We start from the raw sequence: 22,971 nt of genomic DNA, 5'->3' as shown, positions 1-22,971 counted from the left end.
GGGCGCTCGGTCAGGCCTCGCAGTCGATCAGAGGCGCGGCGAGCGTGCGGACCGTGTCGCGCCAGCTCGTCAGGCGTTCGAGCACGAGGCATTTCTGATCGGCGGTCAGCCGGTCGTCGGCGGCGAGGTCGGCGGCGATCTGCTCGACGGTCTCCACCCCGGTGATCAGCTCCGGCCCGCCGTCTCCGGGGCTGTCGAAGCGCATCAGAACACCGGTCTCCGTCCAGACCGGCCAGTCCGGACCGCCCGCGCCGTTTGGATCGCCGTTGCGCGCGAACTCCGCCCAGTATGCGCCCATGGAATCGGCGAGCGCGGTGCGCCCGTCTTCGTTTCCGCCGTTGAACAGGGCGGGATCGAGCCGGCCGAAGAACTCGAAATGATCGAAGACGAAGGGGATCTCCATGGCGTGCGCCGCGCCCAGAAGCCGGCTCATGTCCATGAACAGCATCGTGCCGCCCTCGTCCCAGTCGAACCGGTAGGCCCAGACCGCCTCATGACCGGCTTCAGTCATCGCCCCGGCGGCCGCATCGACGGCCAGCGCGCGCCACAGCCGGGACTGATATTCGCTCGCCGCCTCAAAGAGCTCGGGATCGGGTGTGCGAATGATCACGCCGAACAGCCGGTTCGTGAGCTCTGGATCGAACACGTTGAAGAGCTTCATCTCGTCCCGGTTCGCGCCCGTGATCACCGGCACGCGGTGGAAGTCGCCCGCCTCGAACGCTGCTTCCAGCCCCGCTTCGGGCAGGGTCACGCCGTCAGCGATGATGCGCGGCAGGCCGCTCATCACGCCGTCGGCGGCGTAGGCGTCGTAGACCGCAGAGAGCGGCGCGGCGCGCAGGGCGGCGGCGTCGGGATCAGCGCCGGCGAAGCGCCGGGCGGCCTCGACCGCGGCGTAGTCCGCGCCCGAGCGCGCCTCGTCCAGCGGCACGCTCTCAAAGCTGCCCGACTGGATGATCGCGCGGTGAAACAGTCCTTCGGCGGGCGGGCTCGCCATCAGGGCGGCGACGTTATGGCCGCCCGCGCTTTCTCCGAAAATGGTCACGCGCTCGGGGTCGCCGCCGAAGGAGGGCGCGTTCTCGCGAACCCATTCAAGCGCTGCGACGAGGTCGAGCAGGGCGAAATTCGCTGCGCCCGTCCGGTTGGGCGCGCTGTCGCCGGCCATGATTTCGGGCGCGTCTTCACTGAGCGCGGGATGGGCGAAAAAGCCCAGCGGGCCCAGCCTGTACTGGACCACCACCACCATCACGTCGCGCTCCTGCGCCAGGCGCGCGGCGTCGTACTGGCTCGCCGAGCCCCAGAGATTGGCGCCGCCATGGACCCAGACCATGACCGGCCGGCCGTAATCAAAAACCCCGTCACCGCCCGCGAGGTCGGAAGCTTCGGGCGCGCTGTCGTCCGGGCCGGCCCCCGAGGGCAGGTAGACGTCGAGATAGAGGCAGTCTTCAGACCCGATCAGCGTGCCGGGCTCCACGCCCGTCGCCTCGGCGTTCAGCGCGTTGGTGATCTGCGGGCAGGGCGAGGCGTGCGTAATGGTCTCGCGGGTCTCCAGCCAGGGCTCGACCGGCTGCGGCGCACGCCAGCGGTTCGGCCCGTGCGGCGGCGCGGCGAAGGGCACGCCCAGCCAGACCTGCGCGCCGGTGTCCGCATCGCGATAGCCGACGATCTCGCCGCCGGTGACCGTCCGCGTCATCGCCGGATCGGCCATGGGCGCGGGGTCTTCAGGCGCGCCGCAGGCGGCGAGCGCGAACAGCGCTGTAGCGAAAAGAACCCGTTTGATCATGACAGCCCCTCCGATCGGTCACGCAAGGACGCTAGCGTGAAGCGAACAACGCGCAAAGGGCGGCGAGGTCAGACCCGGAGCGGTTCGCCGCGCAGGAGGGCGGGCAGATCGCCGGTCTCCCCGCCCGCTGTGCGCATGAAGAAACGCCGCGCGACGGGGATCTGGTCGACGAGCCCCAGACCCAGCCCCCGGCCGAGCCGGATGAGGGCGTGATCGTTGGAAAACAGCGCGTTGAAGACGTCCGTGCCCAGCGACAGCGCGGCGGTGTCGGTCTTGCGCCAGCGCTCATAGGGCTGAAGCGTCGCGCGGGCGCCCAGGTCGAGCCCCGCCCGGCGCGCCTCGACCAGCACTTCAGCCAGCGCCGCCGCGTCGCGAACGCCCAGATTGAAGCCCTGCCCGGCGATGGGATGGATGGCGCGGGCCGCGTCGCCCACCAGCGCCAGCCGGTCTGAGATGAAGGTCTCGGCGACCTTCAGGCCCAGCGGATAGGTCCAGCGCGGACTGTCAGGGCGCACCGCGCCGAGAAAGTCGCCGAACCGGGCCTCCAGCGCTTCCTGAAAGCCGTCCTCGTCCATCGCCTTGAGCGCGTCCGCGGCGGCGGACTTCTCCGTCCAGACAAGGCTCGACCGGTTGCCCGGAAGCGGCAGGATCGCGAACGGGCCGGCCGGCATGAAGTATTCGTAGGCCACGCCCTCGTGCGGCTTTTCGTGGGCGACCGAAAGCACCAGGCCCTTCTGGCCGTATTCGCGCCCGGTGGTGCGGATGCCGGCCTGTTCGCGCAGGCGCGAGAACTTGCCGTCGCAGGCGACGATCAGGCTCGCGGAGATCCGCCGTCCGTCCTCGAGCACCAGGGCGGCCCGGCCCGGCCCGTCTTCGTCCATGCGGTCGATGCGCGCCGGTGCGATCACGTCGAGCCCCGACGCCTCGGCGGCCCTGGCCAGCGCCACGCGGGTCCAGCGGTTCTCCGCCATGAAGCCGAGCGGTTCGCCGTCGGCCTCGGGGCTGATCTCGCGGCGGTCGAAATGAAGCTGATCGCGTCCCGGACCGCCGGGCTTCAGCCCGTCATAGGGCCGGCCGTCGACGACCAGAATGTCCTCGATCCGCTGGGCGTGCTCGTGCAGATGATCGGCCGCGCCGACCGCTTCGAGCATGCGCCAGCTGGTGTAGGCCAGCGCCGACGCCCGCCCGTCGAAGCTCTCTGCGACGCGGGTCTCCAGCGGCAGGGCGTCGACCACGACCGTGTCGAGGCCGGCCTCGTGCAGGGCCAGGGCGAGGGTGAGGCCGGCGAGCCCGCCGCCGGCGATCGCGACGTCGTAGGTGCGTGTCATGGCGGCGATGATAACGCGCGAAAGCCCGAAAGAAAGCGCAGGCGGCTGCGGCGGTTTAGCCGCGCGCCTATCCGCCCAGCGCCCGCTGCACCCAGCCCAGCGGGCCGGTGAAGGCGAGCGGGCCGTCGGTGACCGCCAGGGCGATGCAGACCTCGCCGGGCTCGGCGACGGGCTTGTGCTCGGTGCTGGGATCGGCGGCGCACAGCTCACCGCGGGCGTAGCGGCCGCGGCCGTCATTGAACGCGCCGGTCAGCACCAGCGTGAATTCGCGCCCGTCATGGCCGTGGCGCGGCACGCCGCGGCCCGGCTCCAGCCGGATCAGCTCGGCCTTGGCCGAACCTTCGCGCATCAGCTCCATCGAGCGCACGCCCGGACCGGCGAAGCTCCAGCCGCCGCCCAGGGCGAGATCGCGCACCGGATCGGGCAGGGAGAGGATTTCATCGAGCGCCTGACCGGCGGCGCGCGCGGCCTTGACCGAGGCCGCGTCGGCCTGCGGAGCGCGCCCCGCTTCGCCCAGGCCCGCCTCTTCGGCGTCGATCACGGCGAAGAGCTCCTCGAGCGCGCCGGCGCGCATTTCAGCCGGCGGCATGGTGTCGAGCATCAGCCCGGCGACCGCTTCGGCCTCGTCGCGTTCGCGCGCCACGGCCGGGTCGACCGCGGCCTGCGCCTCGATCAGAAGCCGCATCGGGCCGGACAGCGCGCCGGCCGCATAGGCGGCGAACAGCTCGTCTCCAAGCGGATGATTGGTCATGGCCGTCTTCGTCCCGTCCTCGTCAGCGCGACCTGCGCGCCTCGCCCCGGCGGACGGATATGATCCGAACCGCGCCCGCTTCAACCCCAAGCCCATGTATTCCAGTCATAACCGCCATGATCTTTCGGCGCCCTAAAGACTGTCACGGTCGAGCACCCGCCTGAGCTTGTCGAAAGCGAGCCGCAGGCGCGACTTCACGGTGCCCAGCGGCACGCCCATCCGGTCTGCGATGTCGCGATGCGAAAGCCCGTCGAAAAAGGCCATGCGCAACAGCGCCAGTTGCTCGTCGGGCAGATCGGTGAGCGCCTCGCGCACCCGGCGGTCGCGGCCCTCGGCGTGGGCGCTGTCGTCGGGCGCTGTGATCTCGGGCGGCTGCAGCAGCGGATCCTCGCCGTCGAGATCGGGGCGGGCGGCCCGGCGCGCGGCGTCGATCCGCCGATTGCGGGCGATCCTGAAAATCCAGGTCGAGGCCGAGGCCTGGCTGCGGTCGAACATGTGCGCCTTGCGCCAGACCGTCAGCATCACCTCCTGAGCCAGCTCCTCGGCCAGCGGCTCGGGCGCGTTCAGGCGCAGAAGATAGGCTTTGACCCGCGGCGCATAGAACTCGAACAGGGATGCGAAGGCCGTGCGGTCGCGCGCAGCCGTGGCTTCCACCAGCGCGTCGAGCGCGTCCCGGTCTAGGCCGGGCTGGGTGCCGGATACGGCGTCGGGCACAGGTCACCTTCCGATCGTGAGGGCCATCGTCACAGGTTGAACACGCTCAATCAACCCGCAGCGCCATCAATCCGCCAAACGCGCCTGCTTTAACCGCGCAGACAGGGATGCGCCAGAGACTTGGCGCCGCATCCCGCGACGCCCACCTTGAGCTGAGCCCTTTCGAGCCACGCCCCACGGAGACCCTTCATGCGCAGCCCGCTCGCCGCTCTCGCCGCCCTGGCGGCCCTGACCGCGCCCGCCGCAGCCCAGCAAGGCGCAGAGCCGGTCTTCCAGGGCGCCCACCAGGACTGGCGCGTCTTCACCCGCGGCGAGGGCGACGCCAAGGTCTGCTACGCCCTGTCGCGCCCCACCGAGTCCCTGCCCGCCAGCGTCGATCACGGCGAGGTGTTCTTTCTGGTGTCGAGCTGGGCGAACGGCGCGGCGGACGAACAGCCGAGCTTCCTGGCCGGCTATCCGCTGAGAAACCAGAGCCCGCCGCGCGCCCGGGTCGGATCGGACCGGTTCACCATGTTCGTCAGCGAGCGCGAAGGCTTCCTGGAAGAACCCCGCGACGAAAGCCGGCTGGTGGACGCCATGCGCCGCGGCGCGGTGATGCGGGTGGAGGCGGTGAGCCAGCGCGGCACCGCGACAGCCTACCAGTTCTCGCTGTCAGGCGTCACCGCGGCGCTCGACAAGGTCGAGGATCTTTGCCGCTAGGGCGGGTATTTCGCTTAAACGGTTGAACCGCGGGCCGGTCCCCGTGTTAGCCTTCGTGAGGTTTTGCGAAGGAGCGCCATGTCCGGCCCCGGTCTTTTCGACAAATACGACGCCTCACCGGCATTCTGCGAAGTGTCCGGCCGGGCCGACGACCCGGAAATCCAGCGCCTGTTCTACAAGCGCCTGGGCAAGAAGACCCGCGCCGCCCTGGCGCGCCGGAAGAAGCGCGCCGAGGAGGAGCTGTTCAATCTCGGCATCACCTTCACGGTCTATTTCGGCGAAGACACGGTGGACCGTGTGCTGCCCTTCGACGTCATCCCCCGCCCGATCACGGGATCGGACTGGGACGCGATGGAGGCCGGGGTCAAGCAGCGCATCGCGGCGCTGAACGCCTTCCTGCACGACATCTATCACGATCAGAAGATCCTGAAGGACGGGGTAGTCCCGGCCGATCTCGTCACCGGAAACAAGTATTTCCTCAAGGAGATGGAAGGCCTGGATCTGCCGCACCGCAACTACGTGCATGTGTGCGGCACCGACATGATCCGCGACACCGACGGCTCCTTCCTGGTGCTCGAGGACAATTGCCGCGCGCCTTCAGGCGTCAGCTACGTCATCGAGAACCGCCATCTGATGCAGCGCTCCTTTCCTGATCTGATGGAGAATGCGCGCATCCGCCCGGTGTCCGACTACGGGGTGAAGCTGCGCGAGAAGCTCAGCGATTGCGCGCCCCAGGGCGTGGACGATCCCAAGGTCGTCCTGCTCACGCCGGGCATGTTCAATTCCGCCTATTTCGAGCACGTCTTCCTGGCCCGGGAGATGGGCGTGCCCCTGGTCGAGGGGCGCGACCTCTATGTCGATGAAACCGATCAGGTGTTCATGAAGACCGTGTCCGGGCCCGAGCCGGTGCACGTGATCTACCGGCGGATCGACGACGCGTTCCTGGACCCCGAAGCCTTCCGCAAGGACTCCATGCTGGGCACGCCGGGCCTGATGCGCGCGCTGCGCTCAGGCAAGGTCGCGATCGCCAACGCGCCGGGGACCGGGGTGGCCGACGACAAGGCGGTTTACGCCTACATGCCTGAAATCGTGCGCTATTACCTCGATGAAGAGCCGATCCTCAGAAACGTCGACACCTATGTCTGCCGGCGCGAGGAGGACCGCAAATACGTGCTCGACCATCTCGACGAGCTCGTGGTCAAGCCGGTCGGCGAAAGCGGCGGTTACGGCATCGTGGTAGGGCCCAAATCCACCCGCGCCGAGCGCGAGGAAGTCGGAAAGGCGATCCGCCGCGATCCGTCCAATTACATCGCCCAGCCCATGATCACCCTGTCGGCCTGCCCCACCCTGACCGGCGAGGGCGTCGCGCCGCGCCATGTCGATCTCAGGCCCTTCGCGGTGACCGGCGAGAGCACCTGGGTGCTGCCCGGCGGGCTGACCCGCGTGGCCATGAAGAAGGGCTCCATCATCGTCAATTCAAGCCAAGGCGGAGGGTCGAAGGATACCTGGGTCCTCTCATAGACTGCTCTCGCGCTATGCGGAGCACGCGTTCTGGCTCGGCCGATACGTCGAGCGGGCGGAGAATCTCGTCCGGCTTCTGGCGGTCACCGAAGGCTTCGCGGCCGGCGACGACGACGACGCGGCCTGGCGCGGGGTGCTCGACACCTTCCATGACCGCGACGCCTTCGCCGAAGCGCGTCCGAAGCTGTCGGGCCTGAACGTCGCACGCTGGTATTTCGTCGACCGCAGCAATCCGAACTCGGTGATCAGCGCGCTTCACGCCGCCCGCGAGAACGCGCGCGCGCTGAGGCACATCACCCCGATCGAGGCGTGGAAGCAGATCAACATGCTCTACGGCGCGGTCGACGCGCTGAGCGCGCGGCAGGTGACCCTGCCCAAGCTCAGCCAGCTCTGCGAGACCGTGCGGCTGGGCTGTCTGACCCATCAGGGCATGGTCGACGGCGCCTGGTACCGCGACGAGGCCTGGCTGTTTCACCGGCTCGGCTCCGAGCTCGAACGCGCCGACCAGACCACGCGCCTGCTGGACGTGAAATACTACCAGCTGAAATCCGCCGGCGCGTCCGAAGACGACGGCTTCGCCCCGCCCGACATCGTGTGGTGGAACTCGCTTCTGCGCTCGGCGTCGAGCTATCACGCCTTCCGCCGGCGCCATGCGCTGACGGCGGGCCCCACTGAAGCGGCGAACTTCCTGCTGTTCGACGCCGACTGCCCCCGCTCGGTGAAGCTCTCCGCCCTGGCCGCCGCCGACCGCCTGCGCGAGCTCGAACACGATTACGACGCCGCGCCTGGCGATCCGCTGTCGAAAGCCTGCGAACACCTGCTCGCACTGCTCGAAAAGCCCGGCGGGGTGAAACCCGGCAAGGGGCTTCACGCATTCCTCGACGAGGTGCAGCTGGGCGTCATCGGATTTGCGAGCGCTCTGGCCGGGCGGTATTTCGGTCCCGATTGACTGAACCCTGACGCGCGCGCTTTTGAAGAATCACGCCACAGTCGACCCCGGGTCGGCCGTGAGGGACCGGGCATGGGCGAACAGCCGCAAGTAAAGACCGATCTCTTCCGGGTCCGGCACACCACCCGGTACACCTACGCCCGCCCCGTGCGCTTCGGACGGCACAGGGCGATGTTCCGGCCGGTGGAGACCCCCGAGCTGAGACTGCTCACGATGACTGTGGACACCCGGCCCGAGTCCTCGGTGCGCTGGATCCATGACGTGTTCTCCAACACCGTCACCCTGTTCGATTTCAACGACCCGTCCGACGTTCTGGAGATCGGCTGCACGTTCGACATCGTGCGCACCAGCTTCCGCGATGCGGAGTTTCCGCTCGCCGATCACGCCAAAAGCTTCCCGTTCGAGTACGAAGACCATGAAAAGGTCGATCTCGGACCTCTGAGAAGCCCGCGCCATGATGATCCCGACGGAGCGCTGGCTGCGCTCGCCACCCAGTGCCGCGACGCCTCGGGCGGGGACACCTGGGCGCTGCTGGAAGGGATGAACCGCAAGATCAGGACCGATCTCGGCTATACCCGCCGCGAGGAGCCCGGCGTTCAGAGCCCTGCCTATACCCTGCAGATCGGCGCTGGCTCGTGCCGGGACTACGCCGAACTCATGTGCGAGCTGGTCCGGCGCCTCGGTTTCGCGGCGCGCTTCGTCACAGGCTATCTCTATGATCCGGCGCTTGATTCAGGCGTGGCGGGCGACGCGTCCTCAGTGCAGGGCGCAGGCGCGACCCACGCCTGGGTGCAGGTCTTCCTGCCCGGCGCAGGCTGGATCGATTTCGACCCCACGAACGCCGAGATCGCCTCGGGCAAGCTGATCCAGACCGGGGTCGGCCGGGCGCCTGAACAGGTCGCCCCGCTCAGCGGGTACTACGACGGCCGCCCCGAGGACGCGATCGGCCTCGATGTGAGCGTGGACATCACCTCGCTCGCGCCCAGCGCGGTCTCGTGAGGGACAGGTGAGCGGGGCCGATCTCACAGACGCCGAGGCGCGCGCAGACCGCCCGCGCCTTGTTCTGGTCGCCACGCCGATCGGCGATCCGGGCGACATCTCCGCCCGCGCACTCGACACGCTCAGAGCCGCCGACGCGATCGCCTGCGAGGACACGCGCGTCACGAGGCAGTTGCTCGCCTCGTACGGCATTGAAAACAAACGCCTGATCGCCTGCCACGACCATAACGAGACCGCCAGCGCGGCCGGTCTCGTCAAGCTGATCGAGGAGGGCGCGAAGGTGGCGCTGGTCAGCGATGCAGGCGCGCCTGCGATCTCCGATCCGGGCTACCGGGTGGTGCGCGCCTGCCTGGACGCCGGTCTGGACGTCACCGCCGTGCCCGGCCCGGTCGCGGCGATGGCCGCGCTTCAGATCTCGGGACTTCCCACCGACCGCTTCGCCTTTCTGGGCTTTCCGCCGCGCAAGTCCGGCAAACGCAAGAAGCTCTTCGAGGCCTATGCGGCCCTGCCCGCCACGCTCATCGTCTATGAAAGCCCCCAGCGGCTTTCGGAGACCGTGGAGGACCTGATCGCCGTGCTCGGCGACCGCAACGCGGCGCTCGCCATGGAGCTGACCAAGACCTTCGAGCGCGTCTTCAGAGAGCCGCTTTCGGCCCTTAAGGCCCGCCTCTCCGACCCGCCCCGCGGCGAAGCCGTGCTGCTGATCGAGGGCGCGGAAGAGACCCGCGAGCGGACCAACAAATACGCCGAATTCTCGAGGGCGCCGGCGCGCGATTAGAGCCCGCCGCCCCGCTCCGCTTCCATGCGGGGCGCGCCTTCGTTAGGCTCCGCGGCGTCCTAAAGCCCTCGAGGGGAGCCCCCATGACCTATTCGTTCACGCGCGCTGCGGCCGCTGCGGGCGCTGTGTGCCTGTTCGCCGCGCCGGCGCTGGCCCAGCAGCCGCTGACCATCGACGATCTCTTCCAGATGCAGACGGTGACCTCCGCGTCGATCAGCCCGGACGGCGACTGGATCGCCTATACTGTGCGCGATCCGCGCGACATCACCGAAGGCGAGGAGAACGGCGGGGCGGACAGCCATCTCTGGGTCGTCCCGGCGGACGGCGGAACGGCGCGCCCCTTCATCACCGGAGACGTCTCGGTGTCCTCGGTCGCCTGGCGGCCCGAGGCGGGCACGATCACCTTCCGCGCCCGGCGCGAGGGCGATGAGAACACTGTTCTCTACGAGATCGATCCGGCCGGCGGCGAGGCGCAGCGCCTGTTCGCGCATTCCGAAAGCGTCGGCTCTTATGTCTGGGCGCCGGACGGGGAGACGGTGTTCTTCCTGGGCCGCGAACACGAGCCGGAAGACGACTGGCGCGACAAGGGGTTCACCGCCTACGCCTATGAAGAGGACCTCGACTTCACCCGGCTCTGGCGGGTCGCGCTGCCGAGGGGCGGCGAGGCCGGCGAGGCGGCGATGATCGAGCTCGACGGCGACGCCTCGGCGATCGAGATCAGCGGGGACGGCGCGCGCCTGGCCGTCGCGCTCGCGCCGACGCCGCTGGTGGACGATTTCTACATGAAGCGCCGCTGGAGCGTCATCGACGCGGACACGGGCGCGACGATCTCCACCGTCGAAACCCCCGGCAAAACCGGAGGCGCGGCGTTCAGCCCTGACGGGACGCAGCTCGCCCTGATCGTCGGCGCGGATCAGAACGATCCCACAGCCGGCACGCTGGCGATCGCCGACGCGGCCACCGGAGACTACACGCTGATCGCGCGCGACGCCGAGCAGCATGTCGAGGACGCGGTCTGGCTCGACGGCGACACGGTTCTGGCGCTGGCTGCGGTGTCCACCGAGACCGCGCTCGTCGCCTATCGCACCGATGGGACCGAGGAGCGCCGCCGCACCCAGGACGAGATCGTGCTGCGCGGGCTCGAATACCACCCGCCGAGCCGGCGGCTGGTCGCCGTCGCCGACAGCGCGGATCATCCCCGCGAAGTGTTCTCCGCCAGCCGCTGGACCCGCGCTCTCGATCGGCTGACCGACCACAATCCCTGGCTCGCCGACCGGGCGCTGGGCGAACAGCGCACCTATTCCTTCACCGCCTCAGACGGCGTGCGCGTGGACGGCGTGCTGATCACCCCGCAGGGCGAAGCGCCTGAAGGCGGCTGGCCGCTGATCATGACGGTGCACGGCGGGCCTGAAGCCCATGACGCGGACGGCTGGCTGACCAGCTATTCCGATCCGGGCCATATCGGCGCGGGCGAAGGGTTCGCGGTGTACTACCCGAACTATCGCGGCTCGACCGGGCGCGGCGAGGCCTACGCCAAGCAGCACCAGAACGACTATGCGGGCCGCGAATTCGACGACCTCGTCGACGCGATCGGCGCGCTCAGCGGCGAGGGGATCGTCGACGCCGACAGGGTCGGCATCACCGGCGGCTCCTATGGCGGCTATGCGGCGATGTGGGGCGCGACGGCGCAGTCGGAGTACTTCGCCGCCTCGGTCGCGTTCGTGGGCGTGTCCAACCAGATCTCGAAATTCAACACCACCGACATCCCCAACGAGGCCTATCTGGTGCACTCGCTGAAATGGCCGTGGGAGGACTGGACCGACCTGCTCGAACGCAGCCCGGTCTACTACGCCGGCCAGAGCGAGACCCCGACGCTGATCCTGCACGGCGAGGAGGACACCCGCGTGCACCCCAGCCAGTCGCTCGAGCTTTACCGGTCTTTGAAGCTGCGCTCGGCCGCGCCGGTGCGGCTGATCTATTACCCCGGCGAAGGCCACGGCAACCGCATGGCCGCCGCCCAGTACGACTACGCGCACCGGATGATGCGCTGGTTCGACCAGTACCTGCTCGGCGAGGGCGGAAACCCGCCCCCGGTCGATATCGGCCTCGACGCCCTGATCGGCGGCGACGGCGAAACGGAGGACTAAGCATGACCCTTCACTTCAGATCCGCGGCCGCCCTGGCCGCAGCCACGCTGGTCGCCGGCGCTGCGAGCGCGCAGCAGCCGATGGAGATCGCCGACCTGTTCGAGATCCGCCAGGCGAGCTCCGCGGCGCTGTCTCCGGACGGCCGCCATGTCGCCTATACGGTTTTCGAGCCGCGCAACATCGTCGCCGGCGATGAGGACGGCTCGGGCGATGTCGAGCTTCACGTCGCCTTCGGGCCGAACCAGTCGCGCGCCTTCATCACCGGCGAAGGCCGGGTGGGCGCGGTCGACTGGACCCCGGACGGGCAGGCGCTGACCTTCCTGGCGCGCCGGGACGGCGACAGCGCGACCTCGCTCTACCGCATCGCCTTCGGCGGCGGCGAGGCGGAGAAGGTGCTCAGCCACGACAGCTCGATCCAGTCCTATGTGATCGCGCCGGACGGCGAGACGGTCTATTTCATCGCCCTTCCGAAAGCCGACAGCGCGCGGCAGGCCTTCCGCAATCGCGGCTTCCGCGCGAACGTCTATGAAGAAGGCGGGGTGTTCGCCGAAGTCTGGCGCGCCAGCCTCGACAGCGACGCCGATCCGGTCTCGCTCGGCCTCGAAGGCAACGCGTCGGATCTGGTGCTCAGCGAGGACGGGAGGCGGCTCGCCGTCGCGATCGCGCCGACCACGCTGGTCGACGATTCCCTGATGGAGCGGCGCTGGACCATCGTGGACGCGGCCAGCGGCGAGACGGTTTCGGTCATCGACACCGAAGGCAAGATCGGCCCGGCGGCCTTTTCGCCCGACGGAAGCGAGCTCGCGTTCATCGCCGGCGCGGACCGCGCCGACCCGACCGCCGGCACGCTGCACGTCGCAAACGTCGCCAGCGGAGCCTTCCGCGCCATCGCGCGCGAGGCCGAGCAGCATGTCAGCGATCTGGCCTGGGTCGACCGCAACTCGATCATGGTCCTCGCCGAGACCGGGCTCGACAGCGCGCTCGTCACCTACAACACCAACGGTCGTGAGGAATCGCGCGAGGCGTATGACGGCTTCGTCCTGGGCTCGTTCGACCGGTCGGACAATGGCCGCATCGCGGCGATCGCCGACGCCGCGCGTCATCCGCGTGAGCTTTACGCCGGCCGGTCGCCCTCGCGGCTGGAGCGGTGGACCTCGCTGAACCCGCAGCTCGACCAGATCGCTTTCGGAGACCAGCGCGGCTTCGAGTTCACCGCCCGCGACGGCGAGCGCATCGAGGGCGTGCTCGTCACCCCGCAGGGCGAAGCGCCCGAGGGCGGCTGGCCGCTGATCATGACCGTACACGGCGGCCCTGAAGCGCGCGACGCCAACGGCTGGGTCACCGGGTATTCGCGCCTGGGCCACATCGCGGCGGGCGACGGGATGGCGGTGTTCTACCCGAACTATCGGGGCTCGACCGGGCGCGGCGAACGCTTCGCCAAGCTTGATCATCTCGACGCCCCCGGCGACGAGTTCAACGATCTGGTCGACGCGATCGGCGCGCTTTCCGAAGCGGGGATCGTGAACCCCGACAAGGTCGGGATCACCGGCGGCTCGTACGGCGGTTTCGCCTCGGCCTGGGGCGCGACGGTGGCCAGCGAGCACTTTGTAGCCTCCGCGCCCTTCGTGGCGCTGACCGATCTCATCAGCTTTTACGGCACCACCGAGATCCCGATCGAGATGGTCGACGTGCACTTCATGACCAATCCGTGGGACGACTGGACGATGTATCTGGAGAAGTCCCCGACCTTCAACGCGCCGGGCTCGACCACCCCGACGCTGATCCTGCACGGCGAGGAGGACACCCGCGTCGATCCCAGCCAGTCCTACATCCTCTATCGGATGCTGAAGATGACCAGCGAGGCGCCGGTGCGCCTGGTCACCTATCCCGGCGAAGGGCACGGCAACCGCAATGCGGCCGCCCAGTTCGACTACGCCCACCGGGTGCTGCGCTGGATGACGCACTATCTGCAGGGGCCCGGCGGCGAGCCGCCCGCAGCCGACCTGCCGCTCGAAGACCTGCTCGGCGAGAGCGAGAACTGAAGCGGCCGAGCGGGCCTCAAAAAAACGGCGCGGAGAGCGATCTCCGCGCCGTTTTGCATTCCTGAAGGCGCGCCCCTCAATTGCAGAGGCGGTCCCTGAGCTTTTCAAGAAAGGCGTCGCAGGCGTCCAGCTGTTCGATCGCGACGAATTCATCCGGCTGGTGGGCCTGCTCGATCGAGCCCGGCCCGCAGATCACGGTGGAGAATCCGGCGTCCTGGAACTGCCCGCCCTCGGTGCCGTAGGCCACGACACGGGGAGAATTGTCCCCGGTGAGCTGGCGGGCCAGGCGCTCGGCCTCGCCGTCTTTCTCAGGGCGCAGCGGCGGCACGTCGCTCATCACCGTCACCTCGACCCGGGCGTCGGGCGCGGTGCGGCGCATCTCGGCTTCAAGCGCTTCGGCGGCCGCCTTCAGCTTGGCGCCCAGCCCCGGCCCGTCATCCCAGGGCGCGGGCCGCATCAGCGCCTCGAACCAGGCGTGACGGGCCAGAATGTTCACCGCCGTGCCGCCGCCCATGCGGCCCACGGTCAGCGTGCCGTAAGGCGGGTCGAACGGGCTGTCGGCGGGCGCGGCGGTTTTCAGCGCGTCCGAGGCTTCGACCAGCCGGTGCATCAGGCGCACCGCGGCCGTGGTCGCGCAGGCGCCGTTCTCCACCAGGCTTGAATGGGCTTCCTTGCCCCAGACGTCGACCCGCACCGAGTAGAGCCCCTTATGGCCGGTGACGACCTTCATCATCGTGGGCTCGCCGACAATGACGGCGGAGGGGCGCGGGGTCTTCTCGGCGATCCGCGCGATCATTTTCGGCGCGCCCAGGCAGCCGACCTCCTCGTCATAGGACAGCGCGAAATGGACCGGTCGCTTGAGCGTCGCCTTGGCGAAGCCGGGCGCGGCGGCGAGCGCGCAGGCGATGAAGCCCTTCATGTCGCAAGAGCCGCGGCCGTAAAGCCGGCCGTCGCGCTCTGTGAGGGTGAACGGGTGGGTGGACCAGTCCTGGCCTTCGACCGGCACGACGTCGGTGTGGCCGGACAGCACGACGCCGCCCTCGGCGTCGGGTCCGAGGACGGCGTGAAGATTGGCGCGCGAGTCGTCCTCGCTGACCGTGCGCTCGCAGACCGCGCCCAGCTCTGTCAGGTACGCCTCGACAGCGTCGATCAGAGCCAGGTTCGAGGTCTTCGAGACCGTGGGAATGGCGACCAGCTCTTCAAGCCAGTCGCGGGAGGTTCTAGCCGCCATCAGTCTCCGTATCGCCCTCGCCCTGGCCGGCGTCCGAGCCCGACCCGTCTTCGCTCATGCCGTCCGAGCCGTCCTGGCCTGACATGCCGCTCTGGCCGGCCTGATCGCGGCCCGGCAGGCCCAGAAGCTCGATGCGGAAGATCAGCGCCTGGTTCGGGCCGATCGGGCCGCCCGGCGTACCGCGCTGGCCGTAGCCGAGCTCGGGCGGAATGAACAGGCTCCACTCCTCGCCGACCCGCATCAGCGGCAGCGCCTCGACCCAGCCCGAGATCAGCCGGTCGGACGGGAACACCGCCGGTTCGCCGCGTTCATAGGAGCTGTCGAAGGTCTCCCCGGAGACGAGCTTGCCCTCGTAATTGACGCGCACCAGCTCGCCGGCGTTCGGAGAAAGACCGTCCTCGACGGCGTTTGTGATCGTGAACTGAAGCCCGCTGGGCAGCTCGAACACGCATTCCCGGTCGCGGTTCTGCTGAAGATAGCTGTCGCTGACCTGGGCGTTGTAGCTGGCCTCGTCCTGGCCTTCGCCCTGCTCTTCGGCGGAGAAGTCCATCTCGGACTGCTCGGTCTGGCAGTCCCGCGCCTGGCTGACGATCTGCATGACTTCTTCACTGGGCTCGGCGCCGGCGCGCATCGGCTCGCCGCGGCCCGCCCCGCCCATGTCCTGGGAGGCGGACCGGTCGCGGTTCGCCGTCTCGCCGTCTGCGCCGCCCTGCTCGGCCATGCCGCCGTCCATGGCGGGATCCTCGCCGGCGGCGTCCATCCCCATTTCGGAATCGACCGCGCCGGTCTCCATCTCGTCGTCTGCGTCGTCTCCGCAGGCGGCGAGTCCGAGAGCCAGAACGGCGGCGGAAGCGGTCAGGCGCAAGCGAAACATGGCGGAGTCCTCAAATGAAGCGGGCGCGCCGCTCCGGCGCGCTTGATCTCATGCTAGCAGCGGCGGAGCCCGCGTCGAGGCCCTCGCGCTGTCCCCCCTAACGCAACGCCCCGGCGCGGGGTTGCGCCGGGGCGTGACGTGAAGCGCAGCGGACGGGCGCTGCTAGTCCAGATCGAGCACGTCCTGGAAGAACAGGGTCTCGGCCTGGCGCTGGAAGTCGCGGTTGGACTTCTTCGCAAAGCCATGGCCCTCGTCGAGCGCCAAGAGATACCACGGATCGCCGCCCACCTCGCGGACAGCGGCCAGGATCTGCTCGGCTTCGGAGGCCGGCACGCGCGGATCGTTCGCGCCCTGGATGATGAAGAGCGGCGCGGTGATCTTCTCGGCCTGATTGGCCGGAGAGATGCGCTGCAGGAACGCGTACATCTCCGGATCGCGCTCGTCGCCGTACTCCGCCCGGCGCAGATCGCGGCGATAGCCGTTCGTGTTCTCGAGGAAGGTCACGAAGTTGGAGATGCCCACGATGTTCACCCCGCCCGCGAGCCGGTCGGAGTAGTGGGTGAGGCTGGCGAGCACCATGTAGCCGCCGTACGAGCCGCCATAGACGGCCACGCGGTCTGAATCGAGCTCGGGCTGATCGGCGATCCAGTCCAGAAGCGCGCCGATATCCCTGACGCTGTCCTCGCGGTTGAAGCCGTTATCGAGCGCCACGTACTCCTTGCCGTAGCCCGACGAGCCGCGCACGTTCGGCGTGATCACCGACACGCCCAGCTCGTTCACCCAGTACTGGATCGAGGTGTTGAAGCCGGGGCGCTCCTGGCTCTCCGGCCCGCCGTGAATGTCCACGATGACCGGGCGCGGGCCCTCGCCTGCGGCGCGGTAGTAGAAGGCCGGGATCTCCAGCCCGTCGAAGCTCTCATAGGTGATCAGCTCGGGCTCGACGAAGCTTTCGGTGTCCAGACCGCCCACTTCGCTCATCGTCCAGCGGGTGAGATCGCCGCTGGCGAGGTCGTAGGTCCAGGCGTCGCCCGGCGATTTCGCCGAAACATGGGTGAAGCCCAGCCGCTCGCCGTCGCGGTCGAACTGCAGCGATCCGATCAGGCCCAGCGGCAGATCGGGGACCGGCAGGGATGCGCCGGTCTGAGGGTCGATCATATGCAGCTCGGAATTGCCGCCGTTATTGATCGTGTAGACGAGCTTCGAGCCGTCCGGGGCGAGGTCCGCGCCCTCGACGTCCCAGCCGTGTTCAGGCGTGACGGCGCGGCTGTCCCCGGTGTCGAGATCGATTTCGATCACGCGCCGGAACTCGCTCTCCCAGTCGGTGACGAGGTAGACGCTCTCGCCGTCGGGCGCGAACTCCGCCCCGCCGATCGCGATCTCGAGGCCGGGCAGGATTTCGGTGGTATCGCCGGTTTCGGTGTTCAGAACGAACAGATCGGCGTTGGTGATCGAGTAGTAGCGCACGAAGAGAAGATCGCGGCCGTTCGGCGACCAATCGCCGGGGAAGATCGCGCCCTCGCCTTCCAGCGCCACGCGGACGCTGGACGGATCGGACGGGTCGGCGACGAGGATGTCGGCGTTCGGATCGCCGTCGGTCTGACGGTACCAGGCGAGCATCGCGCCGTCGTCGGTCCAGCCGAAGCTTCCGTTGCGGGTGCCCGCTTCGGTGAAGCGCACGGCCGTGGCGGTTTCGGGATCGTAGAGATAGCCCTGATAGAACTCGTCCCCGCCGATATCCTTGGAGAACACGAACTGCGCCGCGCCGGGGCGCACGTTCGCGCCCCCGGTGCGCTCGTCATAGAAGGTCACCTGCCGGCGCATGCCCATGGGCTCGGCGACATGGTGGATCTGGGTGGTCTCACCGAAGCGGGTGGTGATGTAGATCCCGCCGTCCGGCGCGAAGTCTGAAAACCCGGCCGAGCGGATGTTGGAGTACTGCTGCAGCCGGTCACGGACTGCGGCTGGGATCTCGGGGATGTTCTCCATCACCAGATTGCCCTCGGTGACGCGTTCGGGCGCGTCCTGGGCGAGGCCCGGACTGGCGAACAGGGCGGCGGAAGCGGCGGCGAGACACAGGCTGCGCATGAAAACTCCCCTTGGTCATGTGAGCGGGGCCCCGCAGATGCGCGGGGCCCCGGACTTCCAGTTTTAGTCTCCAGCGGCCCCGGCGGGCAGGATCGAGACCCGATAGGCCTGTTCGGGCCTGAGCACCTCGCCGGCCAGGGCGACCAGCTCCTCTACGGTCACCGCACGATAGTCGTCCTCGACGGTGCGGATCTCCTCGAGCTTTTCAGGTTCGAGCTGGGAGCCCGACAGGGCGTTCAGCCAGTAGGCGTTGCGCTCGCGCTGCTCTTCGAGCTGTTCGAGCAGCGGGCGGCGCGCCCGTTCAAGCTCGTCCTCGGTGATGTCGCCGCCAGCCATGGCCGCCGCGATCTCGTCGGCCACGTCGTACATGCGCGGCACGTCGTTCACGTCGACGTCGAGACCGACCCAGAGAAAGCCGTAATCCTCGAACGTCTGGGAGAACTGCCCCGAGACGATCGCAGAATACGTCGCGCCTTCCTGTTCGCGGAACCGGTCGGTGGCCTTGAGGTCGTAGACCCGGGTCAGAAGGTTCAGCGCGCGGCGGCGGCGCGGCTCCACGCCGTCGCCGGCGGGGTAGTACACGTTCGCCATGCCCTGGTTGGGCTGACCGTTGAAGCGCACCACGACCGGCTCTTCGGCCGGCGCGGGGAAGTCGGCCCGGGCGTTCGCCGAATAGTCCGGCCAGTCCTCGTCCCGTTCAGGCAGGGCCGCGAAGGTGTTCGCCGCGACCTCGATCGCGGTCTCCGGCGTCACGTCGCCCACGATCGTGATCTCGACCGGCGCGCTTTCCAGCGCCGGTTCGAGCAGGGCGCGGGCGTCTTCCATGGTGAAGGCTTCGATCTCCTCCTGGGTCGGGAAGCCCCAGCGCGGATCGCCCGAGCGCAGCATGCGGGAGACGCGGTTCACCGCCACCTGCACGGCCTGCGCGTTCTGGCCGCGGCGGACTTCCTCGGCGATGGCGCGGAAGCGATTCAGCCCGTCCTCACGCCAGCCCGGCGCGGTCATGAACGCGGCGAGCACCTGCATCTGCAGCTCGAAATCGGTCGGGGTGGTGGCGTTGGCGAAATAGAACACGTCGTCGGCCACGCCCACACCGTAACCCACCGAGCGGCCGGCGAGCAGGCGCTGCAGCTCGTCGCTGTCATGGGCCTCCAGACCGCCGCCGCCGAAGGCCGCGCCCAGGATCGAGCCGGCGGCCGAGACCGGCTGCGGAGTGAGATTGCCCGCGCCGAAATCGACGCGCACGCGGATCACGTTGTCCTCGAAATCGGTGGGTTTGACGTTCAGGCGCACGCCGTTGTCGAAGACCACGCGGGTCAGGCCGAACTCCTCGAGCGTGTCCTGGCTGACGACTTCGCCGGGCTCGCCGAACTCGGTGTAGGCGAACTCGGCCGCGCCGGAGTCTTCGGGGGCCTCGACAGGCTCGGCGCTGGCTGCACGCCAGGCCTCGCGGACAGCGGCAGGCCCGTCTTCAAGCTCCTGATTGAGCGCGACGAACACCTGGGGCGGAGCGGCCGACCAGATCTCGTCGAACGCCGCCTCGACGGCCTCGACGGTGATCTTGTCCGAAACCTCTTCGAACCAGCTCAGCGCGTAGTCGGGATGGGCGAAGACGTCGCCGTTTATCCACGCCTGCCAGACCGCGTCGGCGAGGCTGTCGGACTGGCGGGTGTCGGCCTGGTCGGCGGCGTTGCGAAGCGCGGTGCGAGTGTTGGCGAGCTGCTCGTCGAGCTCGGCCTGGGTGAAGCCGAAATCGATGGCCCGGCGCAGCTCGTTCTCAAGCACGGCCACTCCGTCGCGCCAGCGCTCGGGCGAAGACACGGCGAACATGCCGGCCCGGTTCGCAAGGTCGAAATCGTTCGTATAGGTGAGATTGGCCTGCACCAGCGGGGAAGCGCCCCGGTTGATCTCGCTCTGGATGCGCCGCTGCACGATGGCGTTGGCGAGCCGTCGCTTCAGGCTTTCGAGCCGGGTGGCGCGCGTGTCGACCGCTTCGCGGCCGGGCTCGACCACGTCCACGGTGATCAAAGTGAAGACGTCCGGATCGTAATGAAAACCGAAGCCGGGCTCGTCGAAGGCCGAAACCGAGCCGATATCGGGATCGGGCGCGGCCGGGTCGGGCTGGGCCCAGGTTGAGAAGCCTTCCACCTCGCTCACCGGCAGGCCCGGCGCGTCGGTGGTGTACCCGTCGCGGATGCGCGCTTCGATCTCGTCGGCGTCGATATCGCCGGCGACGACCAGCAGCGTGCGCTCGGGCGTGTAGAACTTCTCGTAATACGCGGTGAAGGCTTCGCGCGGCGCGTTGGCGATCACCTCGCTGGTCCCGATCGGGTTGCGCTCGGTGATCATTGTGTCGGGGTACAGGAAGTCGTAATACGCGTCGAAGAACCGGCTGATCGGGGTGTTGCGGAAGCGCTCCTCGCCGGCGATCACGCCGCGCTCGCGGTCGATCGCCTCGGTCTCGAACAGCATCTCCGACACGGTCTCGCGTAGCAGGAACAAGCCGACATCGACGGTGTCTTCCTCGGCGGAGGGCAGGTCGAGCGTGTAGCCGACCACTTCGCGGCCGGTGAAAGCGTTGGAATCCGCGCCGAACGCCAGCCCGTAGCGCTCCAGCAGCGGGACCATTTCGCCTTCGGGCACATTCGTGGTGCCGTTGAACGCCATGTGCTCGATGAAGTGCGCGAGGCCGCGCTGGTCGTCTTCCTCGGCGAGCGAGCCGACATTGAGCACCAGGCGCAGCGCCACCGTGCCGGTCGGTGTGTCGTTCTCCACGATGGCGTAGCGGAAGCCGTTTTCCAGAACGCCGTAGCGCACCGACTCGTCAGCCGGGATGTCGCTGGCCTCCTGCGGAAAGTCGGCGGCTTCGAACGCGGCGCGCTCGGCGTCCGCGCCGGCCTCGCCCGTCGCGTCCTCGCGCGGCCCGCAGGCGGCGAGCGCGAGCGATCCGGCGGCGGCGAGCAGGAGCAGGCGGTTCAGTGTCGGCGTCATCGCGGTCCCTGACGTTTGCCGTGGCGGTTCACGCCACAATTTCGCCAGGAAAGATAACGGCCTCGCTGAACGGTTCAAATGAAAGAACGGTCACGCCCGGACCATCAGGCCGGTTCGGGCGCATCCTGTTCGAGCACGGTCTCGACCGGATCGTGTTCGGCGACCCAGTGGCCGGGCGCGACCTCGATCAGTTTCGGCCGGTACTGCTCGGCTTCGGGATCGTCGATCAGCTTGGACTTCATGAACCGTAGCTGCGCCCGGCTGTCGAGCGGGCTGGGAAGATCGCCGGCGAGCTTGAGACGCTCGCGGGTCTTCTCGATCTTCGGATCGGGGATCGGCACCGCGCTGATCAGCGCCTTGGTGTAGGGGTGGCGCGCATCCTCGTAGATGGCGTCGCGATCGGCGAGTTCGACCACCCGGCCGAGATACAGCACCATCACGCGGTGGCTGATCTCCCGGACGACCGAAAGGTCGTGGGAGATGAACAGCATGGACAGGCCGAAATCCTTCTGCAGGCCGATCAGCAGGTCGATGATCTGGGCCTGGATCGACACGTCCAGCGCGCTCACCGCCTCGTCGCAGATGACGAGCTTGGGCTTGAGGATCATCGCTCTGGCGATGCCCACGCGCTGGTTCTGCCCGCCCGAGAGCTCGTGCGGGTAGCGGTTGATCATGTTCGGGTCGAGGCCGACCCGTTCCATCATCGCCTTCACCTCCGCCTCGCGCTCTTTCGAGCTCATCTGCTTGCGGTAGGTGAGCATCGGCTCGGAGATCGACGCGCCGATCGTCATGCGCGGATTGAGCGAGGCGAGCGGGTCCTGGAAGACGATCTGCAGGTCCTCGCGCTCGCGCCGCATCTGGCGCGAGCCCAGCGACAGAAGGTCCTTGCCGATCCAGCTGACCGCGCCGCCGGTGGAGGGCACCAGGCGCAGGACGGCGCGGGCCAGCGTGGACTTGCCGCAGCCCGATTCACCCACGATCCCGAAGGTTTCGCCGCGCTTGAGGTCGAAGCTCACCCCGTCGACGGCCTTCAGCGGCTTGGTCTTGGGAAACAGCCCGCCGCTGACCTTCACCGGGAAATGAACCTTCACGTCGTCGGCGACCAGCAGCGGCTCGTCCGCACCGTCCACCTCGCGCGGCGCGACGCCGGCGAGCTTGTCGGGCTGGTCGATCCGCGGCATCGCGTCGAGCAGCATGCGGGTGTATTCGTGCTTGGGATTGTCGAATATCTCGTAGACGTCGCCGGTCTCGACATACTCGCCGTAGCGCATCACCTGCACCCGGTCGGCCATGCGCGCGACCACGCCCATGTCGTGCGTGATCAGGGCGATCGCCGCCCCGGTCTCGGCCTTGAGCTCGTCCATGATGTCGAGCACCTGGGCCTGCACCGTCACGTCCAGCGCCGTGGTCGGCTCGTCCGCGATCAGCAGGTCGGGCTCGCACAGCATGCTCATCGCGATCATCACGCGCTGACGCATGCCGCCGGAAAGCTCGTGCGGAAACTGATCCAGACGGCGCTTGGCTTCGGGGATGCGCACGCGTTCCAGCCAGTCTACGCAGCGCTTCTCGGCCGCTTCGCCGCGAAGCTTGAGGTGGACGTCGAGCACTTCCTTGAGCTGGTCGCCGACCTTCATGTGCGGGGTGAGCGAGGTCAGCGGATCCTGGAAGATCATCGTCATCGACTTGCCGCGCACCTTGTTCAGCTTGCGCGGCGGCAGCCCGAGGATTTCCTTGCCGGCGTACTTGATCGAGCCGGTCGCCTTGCCGTTGGAGGCCAGAAGCCCCATCGCGGCGAGAAAGGTCTGGCTTTTGCCCGAGCCGGACTCGCCCACCACGGCGAGGCATTCGCCCGGCCGGATATGCAGGTCGATGCCGCGCACGGCGTGGACCTCGCCGTCGGGCGTGTCGAAACGGACGTCGAGATTTTCGACTTCGAAGATCGGCTGTGCAGACTGCGTCAAGAAGCGCCCCTCGCGTTTCCATCAGGCCGGGCGCGGGGCGACCGGCCCGGATCGGTCGCGCAGCATAGCTCGCTCGGCGGACTTGACCAGAGCGCAGGGCGCCCTGAGCGGCTATCCTGCG

Annotated in this window: 16 protein-coding genes; 7 read left to right on the top strand and 9 right to left on the bottom strand. The window is 68.5% G+C overall.

All coding sequences use genetic code 11. From position 1 onward, the window contains the following. Positions 1-10 precede the first annotated feature (10 nt). The 4 genes from ABL308_05165 to ABL308_05150 all read right to left on the bottom strand — a co-directional run bounded on the left by ABL308_05165 (position 11) and on the right by ABL308_05150 (position 4,573). The gene (locus tag ABL308_05165; GenBank protein XBQ17268.1) at positions 11-1,780 is read right to left on the bottom strand and encodes a carboxylesterase family protein; all 1,770 of its coding nucleotides are present in this window, start codon (positions 1,778-1,780) and stop codon (positions 11-13) included. Positions 1,781-1,848: 68 nt separating this feature from the next. Continuing rightward, a complete protein-coding gene (locus ABL308_05160) occupies positions 1,849-3,108 on the bottom strand; it encodes an FAD-dependent monooxygenase (GenBank protein ID XBQ17267.1) in 1,260 nt (419 codons plus the stop codon). Between the two features lie 67 nt (positions 3,109-3,175). After that, positions 3,176-3,859 carry a ChrR family anti-sigma-E factor gene (locus ABL308_05155; protein XBQ17266.1) on the bottom strand — a complete coding sequence of 228 codons (684 nt, stop codon included), beginning with the start codon at positions 3,857-3,859 and terminating at the stop codon, positions 3,176-3,178. A 132-nt stretch (positions 3,860-3,991) separates the two neighbouring features. Further along, complete coding sequence (locus ABL308_05150) at positions 3,992-4,573, bottom strand: sigma-70 family RNA polymerase sigma factor (protein ID XBQ17265.1); 582 nt, start codon at positions 4,571-4,573, stop codon at positions 3,992-3,994. 189 nt (positions 4,574-4,762) lie between these two features. On the opposite strand from ABL308_05150, the gene ABL308_05145 reads away from it, so the two are divergent. From ABL308_05145 to ABL308_05115, 7 genes are all read left to right on the top strand, one after another. Continuing rightward, positions 4,763-5,272, top strand: a complete 510-nt coding sequence (locus ABL308_05145) for an invasion associated locus B family protein (protein XBQ17264.1) — start codon at positions 4,763-4,765, stop codon at positions 5,270-5,272. Positions 5,273-5,350: 78 nt separating this feature from the next. Beyond that, positions 5,351-6,793, top strand: coding sequence for a circularly permuted type 2 ATP-grasp protein (locus tag ABL308_05140; protein ID XBQ17263.1), 1,443 nt, complete (start codon positions 5,351-5,353; stop codon positions 6,791-6,793). Next, a complete protein-coding gene (locus ABL308_05135; GenBank protein XBQ17715.1) occupies positions 6,747-7,742 on the top strand; it encodes an alpha-E domain-containing protein in 996 nt (331 codons plus the stop codon). Before ABL308_05140 ends, ABL308_05135 begins: the two co-directional genes overlap by 47 nt. Before the next feature lie 72 nt (positions 7,743-7,814). Further along, positions 7,815-8,741, top strand: coding sequence for a transglutaminase family protein (locus tag ABL308_05130; GenBank protein ID XBQ17262.1), 927 nt, complete (start codon positions 7,815-7,817; stop codon positions 8,739-8,741). Positions 8,742-8,748: 7 nt separating this feature from the next. Further along, a complete protein-coding gene (gene rsmI, locus ABL308_05125) occupies positions 8,749-9,519 on the top strand; it encodes a 16S rRNA (cytidine(1402)-2'-O)-methyltransferase (GenBank protein ID XBQ17261.1) in 771 nt (256 codons plus the stop codon). A gap of 83 nt (positions 9,520-9,602) precedes the next feature. Beyond that, the gene (locus ABL308_05120; protein XBQ17260.1) at positions 9,603-11,666 is read left to right on the top strand and encodes a S9 family peptidase; all 2,064 of its coding nucleotides are present in this window, start codon (positions 9,603-9,605) and stop codon (positions 11,664-11,666) included. Positions 11,667-11,668: 2 nt separating this feature from the next. Next, positions 11,669-13,708, top strand: a complete 2,040-nt coding sequence (locus ABL308_05115; protein ID XBQ17259.1) for a S9 family peptidase — start codon at positions 11,669-11,671, stop codon at positions 13,706-13,708. A gap of 76 nt (positions 13,709-13,784) precedes the next feature. On the opposite strand, the gene argE is transcribed toward ABL308_05115, so the two are convergent. The 5 genes from argE to ABL308_05090 form a co-directional block, all read right to left on the bottom strand. Further along, positions 13,785-14,939: an acetylornithine deacetylase gene (gene argE, locus ABL308_05110; protein XBQ17258.1), complete on the bottom strand. Its 1,155-nt coding sequence runs from the start codon at positions 14,937-14,939 to the stop codon at positions 13,785-13,787. Then, on the bottom strand, positions 14,929-15,813 hold the full coding sequence (locus tag ABL308_05105) for an FKBP-type peptidyl-prolyl cis-trans isomerase (GenBank protein XBQ17257.1): 885 nt from the start codon (positions 15,811-15,813) through the stop codon (positions 14,929-14,931). The genes argE and ABL308_05105 overlap by 11 nt, the downstream gene beginning before the upstream one ends. A 162-nt stretch (positions 15,814-15,975) precedes the next feature. Further along, positions 15,976-17,898 (bottom strand): S9 family peptidase, encoded by a 1,923-nt coding sequence (locus tag ABL308_05100; GenBank protein XBQ17256.1) that lies wholly within the window; start codon positions 17,896-17,898, stop codon positions 15,976-15,978. Positions 17,899-17,961: 63 nt separating this feature from the next. Then, on the bottom strand, positions 17,962-20,889 hold the full coding sequence (locus ABL308_05095; GenBank protein XBQ17255.1) for an insulinase family protein: 2,928 nt from the start codon (positions 20,887-20,889) through the stop codon (positions 17,962-17,964). A 104-nt stretch (positions 20,890-20,993) separates the two neighbouring features. Next, entirely contained in the window at positions 20,994-22,850 is a 1,857-nt protein-coding gene (locus tag ABL308_05090) for an ABC transporter ATP-binding protein (GenBank protein XBQ17254.1), read from the bottom strand. Positions 22,851-22,971: the final 121 nt, after the last annotated feature.

Origin of the sequence: Oceanicaulis sp., from assembly GCA_040112665.1 — a bacterium.
GTDB lineage: Bacteria > Pseudomonadota > Alphaproteobacteria > Caulobacterales > Maricaulaceae > Oceanicaulis.
Note: the sequence above shows the minus strand (reverse complement) of the source record. Positions and strands in the feature narration are given on the sequence as shown.